The 16,768-nt window shown below is 72.5% G+C and carries 11 protein-coding genes and 1 pseudogene; 8 read left to right on the top strand and 4 right to left on the bottom strand.

The genetic code is table 11. The features are described from left to right. Nucleotides 1–69: 69 nt before the first annotated feature. Both cyc2 and QF035_RS14465 read left to right on the top strand, forming a co-directional pair. Complete coding sequence (gene cyc2, locus QF035_RS14470) at nt 70–2,256, top strand: germacradienol/geosmin synthase Cyc2 (RefSeq protein WP_307520697.1); 2,187 nt, start codon at nt 70–72, stop codon at nt 2,254–2,256. 184 nt (nt 2,257–2,440) lie between these two features. Beyond that, entirely contained in the window at nt 2,441–3,115 is a 675-nt protein-coding gene (locus tag QF035_RS14465; RefSeq protein ID WP_307520696.1) for a S1C family serine protease, read from the top strand. A gap of 87 nt (nt 3,116–3,202) precedes the next feature. Here the strand turns inward: QF035_RS14465 and QF035_RS14460 are convergent. After that, nucleotides 3,203–3,529 (bottom strand): annotated as a pseudogene (locus QF035_RS14460) (phosphodiesterase); the annotation flags it as partial. A 406-nt stretch (nt 3,530–3,935) separates the two neighbouring features. Here QF035_RS14460 and QF035_RS14455 point away from each other — a divergent pair. The 3 genes from QF035_RS14455 (at nt 3,936) to QF035_RS14445 (ending at nt 7,944) form a co-directional block, all read left to right on the top strand. Beyond that, nucleotides 3,936–5,309 (top strand): transposase, encoded by a 1,374-nt coding sequence (locus tag QF035_RS14455; RefSeq protein WP_307520694.1) that lies wholly within the window; start codon nt 3,936–3,938, stop codon nt 5,307–5,309. Nucleotides 5,310–5,844: 535 nt separating this feature from the next. Beyond that, complete coding sequence (locus QF035_RS14450) at nt 5,845–6,969, top strand: aminopeptidase P family protein (RefSeq protein WP_307520693.1); 1,125 nt, start codon at nt 5,845–5,847, stop codon at nt 6,967–6,969. Between the two features lie 45 nt (nt 6,970–7,014). Further along, nucleotides 7,015–7,944, top strand: coding sequence for an aminoglycoside phosphotransferase family protein (locus tag QF035_RS14445; RefSeq protein ID WP_307520692.1), 930 nt, complete (start codon nt 7,015–7,017; stop codon nt 7,942–7,944). Nucleotides 7,945–7,983: 39 nt separating this feature from the next. Here the strand turns inward: QF035_RS14445 and treZ are convergent, their stop codons facing one another. Then, on the bottom strand, nt 7,984–9,729 hold the full coding sequence (gene treZ, locus QF035_RS14440) for a malto-oligosyltrehalose trehalohydrolase (protein WP_307520691.1): 1,746 nt from the start codon (nt 9,727–9,729) through the stop codon (nt 7,984–7,986). A 181-nt stretch (nt 9,730–9,910) separates the two neighbouring features. Between treZ and QF035_RS14435 the strand changes: the two genes are divergently transcribed. The 3 genes from QF035_RS14435 to QF035_RS14425 all read left to right on the top strand — a co-directional run bounded on the left by QF035_RS14435 (nt 9,911) and on the right by QF035_RS14425 (nt 12,562). Further along, complete coding sequence (locus tag QF035_RS14435) at nt 9,911–10,468, top strand: DUF1707 and FHA domain-containing protein (RefSeq protein ID WP_307520690.1); 558 nt, start codon at nt 9,911–9,913, stop codon at nt 10,466–10,468. Between the two features lie 222 nt (nt 10,469–10,690). Continuing rightward, complete coding sequence (locus tag QF035_RS14430) at nt 10,691–12,094, top strand: M14 family zinc carboxypeptidase (protein WP_373466652.1); 1,404 nt, start codon at nt 10,691–10,693, stop codon at nt 12,092–12,094. Nucleotides 12,095–12,136: 42 nt separating this feature from the next. Continuing rightward, nucleotides 12,137–12,562: an SSI family serine proteinase inhibitor gene (locus tag QF035_RS14425; protein ID WP_307520689.1), complete on the top strand. Its 426-nt coding sequence runs from the start codon at nt 12,137–12,139 to the stop codon at nt 12,560–12,562. Between the two features lie 293 nt (nt 12,563–12,855). Here the strand turns inward: QF035_RS14425 and QF035_RS14420 are convergent, their stop codons facing one another. Continuing rightward, nucleotides 12,856–14,106, bottom strand: a complete 1,251-nt coding sequence (locus tag QF035_RS14420; protein ID WP_307520688.1) for a M14 family zinc carboxypeptidase — start codon at nt 14,104–14,106, stop codon at nt 12,856–12,858. 181 nt (nt 14,107–14,287) lie between these two features. Then, on the bottom strand, nt 14,288–16,693 hold the full coding sequence (gene treY / locus QF035_RS14415; protein ID WP_307520687.1) for a malto-oligosyltrehalose synthase: 2,406 nt from the start codon (nt 16,691–16,693) through the stop codon (nt 14,288–14,290). Nucleotides 16,694–16,768: the final 75 nt, after the last annotated feature.

Below are 16,768 nucleotides of genomic sequence, written 5' to 3'. Positions count from 1 at the left end.
GTTCACGCGATGGTGCGATCATGTGCCGCCGTACGGATGCCGGCCGGAGGCCGCGGGTAGGGCCGGGCCATGACGCAGCCGTTCGAACTCCCGCACTTCTACATGCCGTACCCCGCGCGGCTGAACCCGCATCTCGACGAGGCGCGTGCCCATTCGAGTGAGTGGGCACGCGGTATGGGCATGCTGGAGGGCTCCGGTATCTGGGAGCAGGCCGACCTCGACGCGCACGACTACGGCCTGTTGTGCGCGTACACGCATCCGGAGTGCGACGGACCGGCCCTCTCGCTCATCACCGACTGGTACGTGTGGGTCTTCTTCTTCGACGACCACTTCCTGGAGACCTTCAAACGCAGCCAGGACCGCTCCGGCGGCAAGGACTACCTCGACCGGCTCCCGCTCTTCATGCCGCTCGACCTGTCGACCCCCGTGCCCGAGCCGCGGAATCCCGTCGAGGCCGGACTCGCGGACCTCTGGGCACGCACGGTCCCCTCAATGTCCCTGGGCTGGCGCAAGCGGTTCGCCGAGTCCACCGAGCATCTGCTCAACGAGTCGATGTGGGAGCTGTCCAACATCAACGAGGGGCGGATCGCCAACCCCGTCGAGTACATCGAGATGCGTCGCAAGGTCGGCGGCGCACCCTGGTCGGCGGGGCTCGTGGAGTTCGCGACGGCCGAGGTCCCCGAACCCGTCGCCGGATCACGGCCGTTGCGGGTACTCATGGAGACCTTCTCCGATGCAGTGCACCTGCGCAACGACCTCTTCTCCTACCAGCGGGAGGTCGAGGACGAGGGCGAGTTGAGCAACGGCGTGCTCGTCCTGGAGACCTTCTTCGGCTGCACCACCCAGCAGGCCGCCGACACGGTCAACGACATCCTCACCTCGCGGCTGCACCAGTTCGAGCACACCGCGCTCACCGAAGTGCCCGCGCTGGCCCTGGACAAGGGCCTCACACCGGACGAGGTCCGAGCGATCGGCGCGTACGCACAGGGGCTGCAGGACTGGCAGTCGGGCGGCCACGAGTGGCACCTGCGGTCGAGCCGCTACATGAACGAGGGGGCTCTCGCGACCTCACCGCTGAGCGGCCTCACGGGGCCCGGCAACTCCGCCGCCGACGTCGGGGCGCTGCTCGCCGCCGCCGGTGCCGAGCGGCTGCGCGCGTACACCCATGTGCCGTACCAGAAGGTGGGACCGTCCCAACTCCCCGATTTCTACATGCCGTTCCAGGTCCGGCTGAACGCCGATCTGGACGGGGCCCGGCAGCGCATCACGCCGTGGGCGCACAGCATGGGCATCCTGGAGGAGGGCGTCTGGGACGAGGACAAGCTCGCCGCCTACGACCTGCCGCTGTGCTCGGCGGGCCTCGATCCGGACGGTACGCCGGAGGCGCTGGACCTCAGCGCGCAGTGGCTCGTGTGGGGGACGTACGGCGACGACTACTACCCGATGGTGTTCGGGCACCGGCGTGACGTCGCCGCGGCGAAGCTGTGCACCGAGCGGCTGTCCGCCTGTATGCCCCTCGCGGGCGAGGAGATCCCGCCCCCGGCCAACGCGATGGAGCGGGCCCTCGCCGATCTGTGGCGGCGTACGACGGCCACGATGACCCTGGAGGCGCGCCGCACCTTCCGGGCCTCGGTGGACGTGATGACCGAGAGCTGGGTGTGGGAGCTGTCCAACCAGCTTCAGAACCGCATCCCCGACCCCGTCGACTTCCTGGAGATGCGTCGCGCCACCTTCGGCTCCGACCTCACCAAGAGCCTGTGCCGTCTGGGCCACGGCCCGGCGGTGCCTCCCGAGGTCTACCGCAGCGGCCCGGTCCGTTCACTGGAGAACGCCGCGATCGACTACGGGATGCTCATCAACGACGTCTTCTCGTACCAGAAGGAGATCGAGTACGAGGGAGAGGTGCACAACCTGATCCTCGTCGTGCAGAACTTCTTCGGCTGCGACTACCCGACGGGACTCGGCGTCGTCCATGACCTCATGACCCAGCGCATGAAGCAGTTCCAGCATGTCGCCGCCAACGAGTTCCCTCTGCTCTACGAGGACTTCCAGCTCTCCGACGAGGCCCGCGAGATCCTGGAGGGCTATGTGGTCGAGCTGCAGAACTGGATGGCCGGCATCCTGAAGTGGCACTACGACTGCCGCCGTTACGGGGCCGCCGACCTGGCCCGCCGCGCCCACGGCTTCGTACCGGGACAGCTCCCGGGCCTGCCGATCGCCGCCAGTCGGCAGAGGGCGTCGATCGGCGCTCTCTGACGGTACGAGGCCTCTCCCAGCCGGAGATCGACCCCGACGCCCCGGTCGACGGGGTCGATCTCCGGCTGGTCGCGTCGCCGGAAAAGCTGATGGACGGACCGGTCGAGCGGGAACGAATCGCATCACCCGTTCGAGGACCATGGTGGGCCGCTGCGGAGGGTAGAGCTCTGGCCGGAGGCGATCCATGGAACAGACCGCATTGCGTCCCAAACCGATGCCGGGCCGGGAGCCGGGCGGCGGCCGCCCGGCTCCCGGCACGGTCCGCCGCCCGCACGCCGCACGCCGGCGCGGGCGACGGCTCATGACCTTGTTGTTCAGCCTGTTCGTCGGGGCGGTCCTCGTGCTGTCGGGGATCGGCCTCGGCACCGTGGGCGCCACGGTGATCGGGATGAGCAAGCTGGCCGACCTGCGGAGGGAGGCGGGCGAACAGGGTGGTGCGCAGGGAGCATCCGGCCCGGCGCAAGGGTCGGTGGAGGGCCCGGCACAGGGATCGACGCAGGGGCCGGGCGGCTCTAAATCGGCCCCAGGCGCCGGGAGTTCCGCCTCGCCGAAGAATCCGTCCCGGGATCCGCGGAACGACTCGCCCGAGGGGCGCCCCACCCTCGGCGTGGAGGTCGTCGACTCCTCCAAGGGCCCGGGCGCGCTCCTCGTCGGCGTGCACGTCCCCGGACCCGGCTACACCGCGGGTCTCGTACGGGGTGACGTCCTGCTCGTCTTCGGCAGGACCCGTGTCGACTCGGCCGCCGACCTCGCGCGGGCCGTCGCCGCCGCGCGCCCCGGCACCGCGGTCACGCTCACGCTGCGGCACGCGAGCGGCGGCTACCAGCAGCTGTCGGTGACACCCGGCGTAGTCACCTGACGGGACCCGGCGTCATACGGCCACGCCGGACCCGGCGTCACACGGTCACGCCGGACCCGGCGTCACACGGTCACGCCGGACCCGGCGTCACACGGCCACCCTGAAGTGGCTCGTCAACCGGCCCTCGTCGGCCAGCACATGAAAGGCGAATCCGGGAGGTGCCTCCCGGTCCGCCGCACCCTCGCCCTCCCACGGCAGCCGCAGCGTCCAGGTCACTCAGGGCCCGACGACCAGCGGCCGCCCGCCGAACGTCGTGGCCGCGGGCGTGTGGGCGTGCCCGGTGATGATCCCGGCGACCTCGCTCCTGCGCTCCAGCAGCGCGGCCGGCGTCGACGGCCGGCGCAGCTGGTGTGCGTCGGGCAGCGGATGGTGCGGCGCCACCGGCTGGTGGTGGAAGGCGAGCAGCGCCGGCAGGGTCCCGCATTTCCTTAGGTATCCGTAGTGATTCGTCATGCGTCGGCGTCATGCTGTGTGCTCGGTGTCGGGGTCGGGGTCGTATGTGAGTACGTGGATCGAATGCGTGACCTTCCGCTGGGTGTGTCGTTGATCGGATGACAGCATCGCGGGCGGGAAGGGGGCACGGGTGAGCCGGAAGTTGCCGCTCGCTGAGGGCAAGAGTGCCCGCACCGCCTGCGCCCGTGGCCCGCTGCGACGGGGTGTGGAGGAGAAGACGGGTGAACTCCTGTCCGCCTCGGTGCTGGCGATGGGGGTCCCCCGCTCGAGCGAAGCCGAGAGTGGGGGAGGGTGGGCTGGGCCGCTGATCTGGTGTCGGGCATGGTCGCCTCCCTGCTGGCCGAGCGCTGGAACACCCTTGATGTGGATGTGCTGGCCTCCGGTGTGGATGCGGGAGGCCGGGAAGCTGCCGTCGAACACATGGATGGCCCTGCGTCGCCTCGGCTGGACCGTGAAGCCTGGCGCCAAGGTCAATGACCGGATCGTCCGCATGGCGCAGGAGCAGGCCGGGCGTACCCTGCGTGCGGCGAAGTGGCGGGCCGACCTGACCGCCGGAATTCTCAAGACGTGGCCCGCAGACCCGAAAAAGCGCACCGCCGATGAGTGGGATGCCGTTCGTGAGGCGGTGCCGGGCGGACAGTTCCTGCCGTCCACCGTCATCACCTCACGCACCCGGCAGATCACCGCCTTCCGGCAGAAGAACGACCTGATGCCGGCCGACGTCTTCGAGCTGGAAGGGGAGCCTCGCATTGCCCGAATGCTTCTGCTGTCCGCCTGCGACGGGCAGCAGGCCACCATCGAACGCGCCGACGAGCCGGGCCGGGCGCTCTTGCGCTTGCAGCTGCCCACCCGCCCCGACCCGCAGTCGTACGCGGACTGGACATGGGTCGCCGGCCCGATCGCGCTGCCGCCGACGATCCCCGCGAACGCGGTCCTGCACCTGCCCACCCTCCGCATACGCCAGGGCGAAGTACGGGCGGATCTCGCCTACACCCACCCCGTCCCGAAGGCCCAGCGCACCGGCCACACAGTGGCTCTTGGCGTGGACTGGGGGCTGAACACCCTGCTCAGCGCGGGTGCCACCCGGCTCCACGACGACGGACGGATCATCACGCTCGGCAGTGGCGGCATGTTCCGCTCCTGCGGTGTCCTCGCCAGGCAGCACCGGCTGCGCCGTCAGGGCGAGTCCCTGCACACCAAGGCCGACCAGTACGACCGGCTCATCAGCGGTGCGGAACGCCATGCCCTCACGGACAAGCGCCAGGTTCTCACCGATGAGATCCGGCGCGTCTCGACCCGCCGCTCGAACCTGAACGACGCCCTGTCCTGGTCTGCCGCCCGCTGGGCCGTGGACCAGGCGATCGCCGCCGGGGCCACCGTCATTTACGTCGAGGACCTGCGGTCGATGGAAGCCCAGGGCATGGGCCAGGGCCACAACACCCGCATGTCACAGGCGGTGCGTGGGCAGATCGTGGACCGGATGCGGCATCTGTCCGCCGAGGCGGGCATCGCCGTGGTGACGGTTGTGGCCCGCAACACCTCGAAGCACTGCCCGCAGTGTCTGGTTCTGCTACGCCACCGCCCCCCGACCGGCCGACCGTGCCGGGCTGGAAATGGGCCGTCTGCCGCTCGTGCGGCTGGCAGGGCGACCGTGACCAGGGTGCCTGGCGGCGCATCGCCGCACGCGGACTCACCCACCAGGCGAAAACCGTCATGGACCGCACCAGCGGCGCCATGGTGATCCGCAACGTGGTCGACAAACTCGAAGCCCAGGCGGTCATCACGCCGAAGACCAGTCGGGACAGATCCAAGACCGGCCCGACGAAAGCAGCATGTCCGACGCCCAGGCGACGCCGGACACCCTCCCCCGCTGGCGGGCCAGCGTCCGGAGGGACACGCGCACACGGACCGGACCCGGCTGCCTCGTGCAGCCCTCCGGAACCAGGGCGTGACGACGATCAGCACACACCGTCCGCGAGGGGCAGTCCTGGGTGCGGGTTTCCACCTGCACGCCCACGCCTCCCCTCCCCGGTGGGAACACATACCAGGCACTGGGCCTGACTATGTTTCCCTAAGCTGATCAGAGACGCTGGAACAGGTCTCCGGAGGAGTGCTGCTGCTCCTCGGCGCCCGCCTCGCCCTGGAGAGCTGATGCCGTCACCACAAGGCGCTGTCACGGAAGCCGCTGTCGCGAAAGTAGTGGTGACCGGCTCGCGCCGCCCCCGCTGTCCGGGCAGGATGCTGCCCGTAGCCCCTTTTGAACCACGGAGGCCCGGATGACCGGCACGCCCGCGCCCTTCACCGCCGACGACTACCAGGCACGGATGGAGCGCGCCGCACGGGCCGCCGCCGACGCCGGGCTCGCCGGAGTACTGGTCGCGCCCGGCCCCGACCTCGTCTGGCTCACCGGCTACGCGCCGCCCGCGGCCACCGAGCGGCTCACCCTGCTGGTGCTCGCCGCCGGACAGGACCCCGTGCTCGTCGTGCCCACCCTGGAGGCACCGGACGCCGAGAAGGCGGCGGGCGCGCCCGCGCTGACCCTGCGCGACTGGACCGACGGCAAGGACCCGTACGCGACGACGGCCCCGCTCCTCGACGCCTCGGGCCGCTTCGGCGTCAGCGACAACGCCTGGGCGCTGCATCTGCTGGGCCTCCAGAAGGCGCTGCCCGGCACCTCGTACGTCTCCCTCACCGAGGGCCTGCCGATGCTCCGGGCCGTCAAGGACGCGGCGGAACTGGAGCGGCTGGCGGCGGCGGGAGCGGCCGCGGACGCGACGTACGAGGAGATCCTCAAGGTCTCCTTCGCCGGCCGCCGCGAGTCGGAGGTCGCCGGTGATCTCGCCGATCTGCTGCGGCGGTTCGGGCACTCACAGGTGGACTTCACGGTCGTCGGGTCGGGACCGAACGGCGCCAACCCGCACCACGAGGCGGGCGAACGCGTCATCGAGAACGGCGACATGGTCGTCCTCGACTTCGGAGGACTCAAGCACGGCTACGGCTCCGACACCTCCCGCACCGTGCACGTCGGCGAACCGAGCGCCGAGGAGCGACGAGTCCACGACGTCGTCCGAGAGGCCCAGGAGGCGGCGTTCCGGGCCGTACGGCCGGGCATCGCCTGCCAGGACGTCGACCGGGTCGCCCGCGCGCACATCACCGAGGCCGGGTACGGCGACCGCTTCATCCATCGCACCGGGCACGGCATCGGCGTCACCACCCACGAACCGCCCTACATGATCGAGGGCGAGGAACAGCCGCTCGTGCCCGGGATGTGCTTCTCCGTAGAGCCCGGAATCTATCTGCCGGGCCGTTTCGGAGTACGCATAGAGGACATCGTGACGGTCACCGAGGACGGTGGACACCGCCTCAACAACACCTCCCGGGAGATGGCCGTCGTGCACTGACCACCCCCAGGAGACACCGGACCCCGAACGGCAGACGGCGCGACCATGACCCAGGCAGCGACACCCACCGCGGACACCGTGCGACGCCTCGTCCGCTCCCTCCTCCCAGATGGCGACGGGCCCGAGATCCGGCCCGTCGCCGAGGGCGGCGAGCACTCCACCTGGTTCGTGGGCGCACGCCATGTGCTGCGGCTCGCCCCGGACCGCGAGGCCTCCCTGCGCCAGCGGCGCGAACTGCGGCTGCGCGACCTGGTGCGCCCCCACATCGGCGTCTCCGTGCCGGTGAGCATCGCGCACGGCGAGTGGGCGAGCGGTCTGACGTACACGCTCGACACGCTGATCCCGGGCGGCTCAGGCGAGCGGCAGGACGTCTCCGCCGTGGGCGAGGCCGACCTGGCGGGACTGCTCACGGGACTGCGCGAGGTGCCGGTGCGCCAGGCCGAGGCGTTCGGTGTGCCCCGGGCCGCGCCCCGGTCCCTCGAAGTGCTCCGGACCGCCGCCGAGCGGGCCGCCGAACAGCTCGCCGCGGCCGACGAGTTCGACCCCGCCCGGCTCCAGCAGCTGACCGCGCCCGCGGCCGGCCAGCTCGCCGCGCAGCCCGGTGCCGCCTTCCTCGTCCACCACGACCTCAAGGGCGAGCACCTCGTGGTCAGCGCCGACGGCCGCGTACGCGGCGTCCTCGACTGGACCGACGCGGTGGTCGGCGACCCGGCCGAGGACATCGCCGGCCTCGCCCTCGCCGTCGGCGCCCCCGCCGCCGTCCGCGCGGCCACCCTCGCCGGTTACGGCGCCCGCCCCTGTCTGCGCGGCCTGTGGCTCGCCCGCTGCGACACCCTCACCCGCCTCGCCGACCGCCTCCGGAACCACGACAAGGGCCCCGTGCCGCTCCTCCGCTCCCAACTGCGGCGCTCCTGGGAGGCGATCCTGCTGGAACGGGTCACGGAACTGCGGGACGAGACGGACGAGACGCTGTAGGGGGAGCGCCCCCGTCGCCCCTGCGGAAGCACCACCCGGTCACCCCTGCAGAAGCACCACACACGACTCGCCCGGCAGGCTGAGCACTCCGTCCGCCCCCGGAACCTCCACCGGCTCCCACGCCGCCAGTACGCGGGCAGGCCGGGTGCCGAGGGGGATCGCCGCGGGGTCCTTGCCGAGGTTCACGGCCACCCGGACGTCACCGCGGCGGAAGGCGAGCCAGCGGGTGTGCTCGTCGAATGCGACCTTGACGTCCGCCAGGTCGGGGTCGGAGAGGTCCGGCTGGGTGTGCCGCAGGGCGATGAGCTCGCGATACCAGTCGAGCACGCGCGCGTGGAGCCCGTTCTCCGGTTCGGACCAGTCCAGGCAGGAGCGGTCACGGGTGGCGGGGTCCTGCGGGTCCGGGACATCCTCCTCCGCCCACCCGTGCGCAGCGAACTCCCGTCGCCTGCCCCGGCGTACGGCCTCCGCCAGCTCGGGATCCGTGTGGTCCGTGAAGAACTGCCAGGGCGTGCCCGCCGCCCACTCCTCGCCCATGAACAGCATCGGCGTGAACGGCCCGGTCAGCGTCAGCGCGGCCGCGCAGGCCAGCAGGCCGGGGGAGAGGGAGGCCGAGAGCCGGTCGCCCTGGGCGCGGTTGCCGATCTGGTCGTGGGTCTGCGTGTACCCCAGGAGGCGGTGCGCGGAGACCTTCGTGAGGTCCAGCGGGCGGCCGTGCCGGCGACCGCGGAAGCTCGAGTACGTACCGTCGTGGAAGAAGCCCGTGGTCAGCGTCTTCGCGACCGAGGCGAGCGGGGACCGGCCGAAGTCCGCGTAGTAGCCCTGTGTCTCACCGGTCAGCGCGGTGTGGAGCGCGTGGTGGAAGTCGTCGTTCCACTGCGCGTGCAGCCCGAGCCCGTTCTCCTTGCGGGGTGTGATGATCCGCGGGTCCGCCAGGTCCGACTCGGCGATGAGGAACAGCGGCCGGCCCTGCTCCTCGGCGAACGTGTCCACGGCGGCCGACAGTTCCTCCAGGAAGTGGCACGCGCGCGTGTCGCGCAGCGCGTGCACGGCGTCCAGCCGCAGCCCGTCGAACCGGTAGTCGCGCAGCCACGCCAGAGCGCTGCCGAGCAGGAACGCACGCACCTCGTCCGAGCCGGGCGCGTCCAGGTTCACGGCGGCGCCCCAGGGCGTGTGGTGCGTCTGAGTGAAGTACGGCCCGAAGGCGGGCAGATAGTTGCCGGACGGCCCCAGGTGGTTGTGCACGACGTCCAGGACGACACCGAGCCCGAGCTCGTGCGCCCGGTCGACAAAGCGCTTCAGCGCCTCGGGGCTGCCGTACGGCTCGTGCACGGCCCACAGCGACACCCCCTCGTACCCCCAGCCGTGCCGCCCCGGGAACGGGCACAGCGGCATCAACTCGACGTGCGTCACGCCCAGTTCCACCAGATGCCCGAGCCGCTCGGCCGCCGCGTCCAGGGTTCCCTCGCGCGTGTACGTGCCCACGTGCAGCTCGTACAGCACGGCGCCCGGCAGCCCGCGCCCCGCCCACTCCGTACGCCACGCGTACCGCTCGTGCTCGACGACCGCGCTCAGCCCGTCGGGCCCGTCCGGCTGCCTGCGCGAGCGCGGATCGGGCAGTACGGGGCCGTCGTCGACCGCGAACCCGTACCGCGTCCCGTCCTGCGCCTCGGCCTCTCCCGTCCACCACCCCACGCGCTCCGGATCGGGCTCCAGCGCGCGCGTGGTGTCCGCGCAGTGGAGCGTCATGCGGTCGGCCTGTGGTGCCCACACCTCGAACTGCACGGACGGTTCTCCCTCGTCTGCTCACCGTGACGTCACCGGTCCCATGGTGCGTCAAACGAGATCAATTCACCTTCGAATCCTCCGGATCGAACGACTTGAAAGGACCGGATCCGACGTAGGTACTGCTCTGAAGTGCTGCGTTTTCTGGACACTCCGGCCGCGCTGCCAGACAATCGGCTCCGTGACGTCGTCCTCCGAGTTCCACACCTATCCCGCTCCCGCGCGGTTGTCGGACGCCGAGCGCGACCGGGCGCTGAGGGTGCTGCGGGAGGGCGTCGCCCTCGGAAGGCTCTCGCACGACACGTTCGTACTGCGGATGGAACTCGCCTTCGCCGCCCGCACCTTGGACGAACTCGCCGCGCTCACCGCCGACCTGCAGACGGAGAACCGTTGGTCGCGGATGCTGTTCGGCGCGGTCGAGGCGGTCTCCGGCTTCACCGTGCGGCTGCGCAGGGCGTGGCAGGCCGAGCGGCTCCCCAAGCTGCTGCTGCCCCGGCCCGACAACCGGTACCCGCTGCGTATCGGCCGCGACCCGGCCAGTGGTCTGCGGCTCAGCCACGAGACGGTGTCCCGTGTGCACGCCGAGCTCACCCGCCAGGGCGGTATGTGGGTGCTGCGGGATCTGGGCTCGACCAATGGCACGTCCGTGAACGGGCGGCGGGTGATCGGGGCGGCCGTTGTCCAGGTCGGGGACCAGGTCAGTTTCGGGCGGATGGCGTTTCGGCTCGCCGCGGACTGAGCTCCGCGGGGTGGGTCGTCTTTGGGCGCGGGTTCGTTGTGGCTGGGCGCGCAGTTCCCCGCGCCCCTGAAGGGGCGCGCCGGTACCGCGCCTGCTCGGCCCGCCCGGACGGAATCGAAGCCTCCGCCGGGTGGCCCCCGCTGACGTGAACGTTTCGGGTGTGCAGTGGTGTTGACGTACCTCCGTAGTCGTGACTCACTGTGCGTACGCCATGCACGCCAAGTGAACCGATGGCTCTTCACAGCGGAGGTCAAGACGCTGCCGCCACTCCTCCGCTATCTGTCCGTCGACGAGCTTGGCGTGCGGGCGGCCGCGCTCGTCGACCGCCGCCCGCGGGACGCCCGGCTGCGCCAAGTGGGCACGTCACGGGCCGGACTGCCCCTGTTGCTGCTGTCCGTCGGGCACGGCAGCCGGCAGGCCCTGATCGTCGCGGGACCCCACGCCAACGAGCCGGTCGGCGGCGCCACCGCGCTGAGGCTCGCCGAACGGGCCCTCGCCGACCCCCGGTTGTGCGACGGCGCCGACGTGACCTGGAACCTGCTGCTGTGCCTCGACCCCGACGGCGCCCGCCGCAACGAGGGCTGGCTGTCGGGCCCGTACACGCTCGGCCACTACTTCCGGCACTTCTTCCGACCCGGCTTTCTCGAACAGCCCGAGTGGCTGCCCGACGGCGCGGCGGCGGCCGCCCTGCCGGAGACCCGCGCCCTGCTCGCCCTCCAGGACGAACTGCGGCCCTTCTTCCAGTGCTCCCTGCACGGCGTCGACGTGGGCGGCGGCTTCGTCGAGCTGACCCGCGACCTGCCCGGACTCGCGCCGCGCCTCGCGCACATCGCGGGGCGCCTGGGCATCCCGCTGGAACTCGGGTCGTACGACACGCTGTACTGGCCCACCCTGGGGCCCGCGGTCTACCGGATCCCGCCGCCGCGGCGCGGTGACCTGGCCGCGGCCATCACGGAGGCGGCGGTCGAGTCCACCTGGTTCCACCCGCACCCGTACGGCACGGTGACCGCCGTCGTCGAGGCGCCCATGTGGGGCGTGGCGGCCGTGGGGGACGCCTCGGCGCCCGCGGACGCCGACGGGGCCCTGCGGGCCGTCAGCCGCACGCTGCGGCGCGACACGGCCCTTCTGGAGGCACTGCTGGCCCGTATCCGCCCTTCCCTGGACACGGCTCCGGACGCGGACCGTCTCCTCGCACCGGTCGACGACTATTTACTGGTCTGCCCCGGTCTCGCCGACTCCTGGGACCCCGACACCGGTCCGGACCCCGACGCGGACGGCGGCGCGCGCCCGCTGCCGCCGCTCGACACGGCCCGGCTGACCGCGCTGCGCATCTCCGGGCGGCGGATAGCGCTGCGCACGGCGGGGCTGCTGCGCCAGTTGGTGACCGCCGCCGGGCAGGACCCGTCCGGCGCGACGGCGGACCTCGACCGGCTCATCGACGCGTGGTGCGCGGACTACCACGACGGCCACGGGGCTCGCTGGATCCCGGTGGCGCGGCAGGTCGAGTACCACGCGCGCGTGGTGCTCGCCGCGTTCGACCTGGCGCGGCACCGGGCGCCCGTCCCGCCGGCCGGCGCGAGTCCGCTCGGTACGCCCCCGAGGAGGGCCGAAGTGCCGTTCGAGTGAGTCGGGGTGGGCATCGGGGCCTCGTGTGCCGATGCACAGGCAATGACGAACACTCACAAAGCGACGGCGGCGGTACGGGCCTGTCTGCTGACCGTCTGCGCCCTCATCGTGGCGGGTTCGGTGCCGGCCCGGGCCGCGGCACCCCCGGAGTCCCTCGCGGGCAACTGGCTCTACGTCACCGTCACCCGCGGCGACGCCCGCTCCAGCGACACGCGCGGCACGCTGCTGCTGTGCGACCCGCCCCAGGGCCACGCGCACGCGGTACGCGCCTGCGAGGAACTCCGCGCCGCGGGCGGCGACATCGGCCGCATCCCGCCCAAGGAGGTCTACTGCCCGATGATCTACGCCCCGGTGACCACCTCCGCGCGCGGCGAGTGGGGCGGCCGCGCGGTCAGGTACAAGGAGACGCACTCCAACTCCTGTGTGATGGCGGCACGGACGGGATCGGTGTTCGCCCTGTCGGACTGAGCTGCTCGCAGCGAACCGCCGGGCACGCGCGCAGGCCGACCGCGCGGCACGCGCACAGGCCGACCGCCAGGCACGCGCGCAAGCCGACCGCCAGGCACGCGCGCAAGCCGACCGCGAGGCACGCGCGCGTGCCGCAAGGCGAGCCCTACGCGCGCGCCGCGGGAAAAGCCCCCACGCGCGCGTGCCGAGATGAAGAGCCCCCGCACGTGCGTGCCGCACGACAAGGCCCACGCGCGCCGCTGGGGGCGATCCACGCGCGCGTGCCGCGGAAAAAGGCCCCACGCGCGTGTGCCTCAAGCCGCCCGGTCCCGGGCGTGCCGCGCCGCCGCCACCACCGTGCGGCTCTGGTGTTCGACCTGGTGCTCCAGCGGCACCCAGCGCGCCCGGAAGCGTTCCGCGAACGCCTCGCTCCAGGACGCGACCAGGCGCTCCAGAGGGGGCGCGGCGCGGTCGTCGGCCTCCTGGAGGACCCGCAGGAGCATCGCCGCGGCCCGCAGCGGCAGCCGTCGTCCGAACGCGTCCACGCTGCCGACGTACGCCATCGTCGAGTCCGCGGGCGGCGCCTGCGCCCAGTCGCCCGCCAGCCCCGGCACCAGCTCCAGCGCCCACTTGGCGGCGCGCAGCAGCGGACCGTCCGGCCCGGGAAGGCGCGGCAGCACCTCGGCGAGGACGCTCTCGACCTGGACCGCGTCCTTCAGGAGGCGACGCGCCAGACGTCGCATGGCCGCCGCCGGCGCGGGATGCGGCGCGGGATCGTCGACCAGGTCGCTCGCCCACATCGGCACCTCGACGACCGCGGTCAGACCGCCGTACCGGTGGGCGTGGTACCAGGTGCTGTGCCGGGCGTCGTCCGGCATGCTCGGGTACGCCAGGTCGGAGCCCGGGGCGGGCATCACATGCACACCCGGCCCGGACGCGGGCCAGCCGGCGGCGTCCGAGGCGCCCGTCTCCACCGGGATGTTCAGCTCCGCCGCGGACTTGGCGAACGGTTCGGCGAGCCCCGGGATGTCCTTGGTCAACTGCACCCAGCTGCCGCCGAGATCCGTTCCGTGGAGGGTGACCTGGAGGTAGGGGCGCAGTTCGTCGATGACCCGGGTCAGGGCCCGCGTCTCGGGCGGCAGCCGGTCGGGCGGCAGCACGGACGGCGACCACTCGGGCTGCTCGGGCCCCGCGGGACGGAAGAAGCCGAGATGGTAGTCGAGCAGGGTGCGCGGCGCCGGCGTCACATGGAGGCTGGCGCCGTCCGGGTCCGCGCAGAGCAGGAAGTGCCAGGAGGTGTCGGACCGCAACTCCCGTTCGCGCAGCACCCGTTCGGCCAGCGACAGGAGGGTGGAGCCGCCCGTGGGCTCGTTGGCGTGGGCGCCCGCGACGACCAGCACCGAGCGCGCGGCATGGCCGACCGAGAGCAGCTGCAGCGGCCGGCCGGCGCGCGAGGAGCCGACCTGTCTGAGCGAACACAGGCCCGGCCGGTGGGCCGTCAACGCCCGGGCCGAGGAAACGATTTCGGTCACACTGGGGTAGCGCAGCTCCGGCAGGAGACTCACCCCCGACTAGGTCCGCTCCGGCGTCGCAATCCGCAGTACTCCACGGACCGGATGAACTGTCAAGGACGTGAAGGGGCGCCACCGGGGAGCGCCCAGCAGCATTTACCGGTAGCCGGGGGCATTTCACCCCCGGACGGCGGGCGTGGCCCGTGCCCTCCGCCGGGCGCCGCCGGAGGTCCGCTCACCCGGAGCCGGCGCCCGAGTCGTCGCCGACCCGCTCCAGCAGCACCACGGGCAACGGTCCGAAAAGCTCCTCCACGCGCGCGTGCCCCGTGAACTCCCGCCCCGGAGCGAGCAGGTCCGCCCACCGCCCCGCGGGCAGCGCCAGCACCGTGTCGCGCCAGCCGCCCGCCTCCTCCAGACGCAGCGACAACCGGGTCACGGCCGTGACCACCTCCCCGGAGCGCACGAACGCCACACAGTGCGCGGCGCCCGGCCCCTCCGCGGGAAGCGGAGCGTAGGTCGCCGACTCGCCGAAGACGGTGGGCCGCCGCCCGCGCAGCCGCAGCGCGCCCACGGTGAGCGCCGCCTTCTCGGCGGACAGGCCGTCCGGGTCGGCCGGCGGGAAGTCCGCGGGCCGCCGGTTGTCCGGGTCCACCAAGGCCCGGTACTCGACCTCCGTGCCCTGGTAGAGGTCCGGCACCCCCGGCATCGTCAGATGGACCAGCGCGGCCCCCAGGACGTTCGCGCGCACATGCGGCTCGACGGAGCTCCTGAACCCGGCCACCAGCTGCCCGGGCGTCCCGCACGGCCCCGCCTTGAGGAACTCCGCCACGGCGGCCTCGTACGCGGGATCCTGCTCGGTCCACGAGGTGCCGAGGCCCGCCTCGCGGACGTGCTTCAGCAGCGCGCCCTGGAGCCGCTCCCCGGCCGCAGGGCCGAGCCCGACCGCGGTCTGCCACGCGGCCCAGGCCACCTGCGGATCCGGCGCGCCGACCCCTTCGGCCGCCGTCCACCCGGTCACCTCGGCCAGCAGGTCGGCCCAGCGCTCCGGCACCTGCGTGAGGACCGAGATCGCCGCCCGTACGTCGGCGCTGCGCTTGGTGTCATGCGTGGACAGGACGGTGCCGGTGGCGGGCCAGTCGCGCTGCACGCGCGCGCAGTACGCGTGGAAGACCTCCGGGGACACGGCCGGGGACCCCGGTTCGCCGCCCACCTCGGTCGCCGACAGCAGCGGAACGTACCGGTAGAACGCGGTGTCCTCCACGGACTTGGCCCGCAGCGCCGACGCGGTCTGCGCGAACCGCGCCCGGAACGCCTCGTACTCGGGCCCTTCACCGGCCCGGCCGAGCACCAGATCCCGTACGAGATCGACCGCCTGGGCCTCCTCGGGCACCTTGAAGGCCAGGCGGGCCTCGTCCGCGGCCTCCTCGGTGACGACCGACGCGGCGTCCCCGGAGGTGTACGGCCGGTAGACCTCCATGCGGACCAGGAGCTCCCGCAGCGCCGTGCGCAGGGCCCAGGGGGCGCGGTCGCGCAGCGCGGGGTCGGGCGAGGTGCGGCACAGGCGGTCCGCCTCGCGCGTCAGCCGGTCGACCTCGGCGGCCAGCTCGTGATGGACCACCTTGTACGCGGCACGCCGCACGGTCGCCTCCCAGACGCCTCCACGGTCGGCCTGGGGAGCCGCGAAACGCCGGTACTGGCCGAGGAGTTCCCCCGCGCCCGCCGGGTCCGTGAGAAGGCCGTCCACGTGCCGCAGCGCGTCGTACCCGGTGGTGCCCGCGACCGGCCAGGCGGCGGGCAGCGGCTCGCCGTCCGCGAGGATCTTCTCGACGACCGTCCAGCGCCCGCCCGTCGCCTCGTTCAGACGGCGGAGGTAGGCGTCGGGGTCGGCGAGGCCGTCCGGGTGGTCGATCCGCAGACCGTCGACCACGCCCTCGTCCAGCAGCTGAAGGATCTTCCCGTGCGTGGCCGCGAACACCTCCGGGTCCTCGACACGCACCCCGATGAGCTCCGAGATGCTGAAGAACCGCCGGTAGTTGAGCTCGGTGCGGGCCAGCCGCCACCACCCCAGCCGGTACCACTGCGCGTCCAGCAGCCGGGGCAGCGGCAGCTTCTCCGTGCCGGCCCGCAGCGGGAACACGTGGTCGTAGTAGCGCAGGACGTCCCCGTCGACCTCCAGGGCCCCGGTCTCCGCGCTGAGCGGCTGCCCCAGGACCGGCAGCAGCATCCGCCCCTCGTGGGCCCGCCAGTCGATGTCGAACCAGCGCGCGTACGGCGAGTCGGGGCCCTCGCGCAGCACCTCCCACAGGGCGTGGTTGTGGCGCGGGGCCATCGCCATGTGGTTCGGCACGATGTCCACCACGAGCCCCAGACCGTGCTCCCGCGCGGTGCGCGACAGGGACCGCAGCCCCGCCTCGCCGCCCAGTTCGTCCCGCACGCGCGCGTGGTCCACGACGTCGTAGCCGTGCCCCGAACCCGGAACCGACTCCAGGACCGGCGACAGATGCAGATGCGAGACGCCGAGCGAGGCCAGATACGGGACGGCCGCCTCGGCCGCCCCGAAGGGGAACTCCGGTTGCAGCTGGAGCCGGTAGGTGGCGGTCGGCGCGACGGGGGCGACCGGGTCGGGACGCTCAGGTGTCATGGGAACCTACGTACCCGCCCGGTGGCCTTTCGTGTCATCAGACACGCGCGGAGACGACTCCCATGTGTCGGCGCC

The sequence above is a fragment of the Streptomyces umbrinus genome (assembly GCF_030817415.1).
GTDB classification, from domain to species: domain Bacteria; phylum Actinomycetota; class Actinomycetes; order Streptomycetales; family Streptomycetaceae; genus Streptomyces; species Streptomyces umbrinus_A.
This window is presented reverse-complemented; position numbering and strand designations above follow the sequence as displayed.

What these genes read in the sequence shown, in the direction of transcription:
- QF035_RS14445 (WP_307520692.1), top strand. Translation starts at nt 7,015, where the DNA reads ATGACCCAGGCAGCGACACCCACCGCGGACACCGTGCGACGCCTCGTC.
- treY (WP_307520687.1), bottom strand. Translation starts at nt 16,693, where the DNA reads ATGACACCTGAGCGTCCCGACCCGGTCGCCCCCGTCGCGCCGACCGCC.
- QF035_RS14450 (WP_307520693.1), top strand. Translation starts at nt 5,845, where the DNA reads ATGACCGGCACGCCCGCGCCCTTCACCGCCGACGACTACCAGGCACGG.
- QF035_RS14465 (WP_307520696.1), top strand. Translation starts at nt 2,441, where the DNA reads ATGGAACAGACCGCATTGCGTCCCAAACCGATGCCGGGCCGGGAGCCG.
- QF035_RS14455 (WP_307520694.1), top strand. Translation starts at nt 3,936, where the DNA reads ATGTGCTGGCCTCCGGTGTGGATGCGGGAGGCCGGGAAGCTGCCGTCG.
- QF035_RS14425 (WP_307520689.1), top strand. Translation starts at nt 12,137, where the DNA reads ATGACGAACACTCACAAAGCGACGGCGGCGGTACGGGCCTGTCTGCTG.
- cyc2 (WP_307520697.1), top strand. Translation starts at nt 70, where the DNA reads ATGACGCAGCCGTTCGAACTCCCGCACTTCTACATGCCGTACCCCGCG.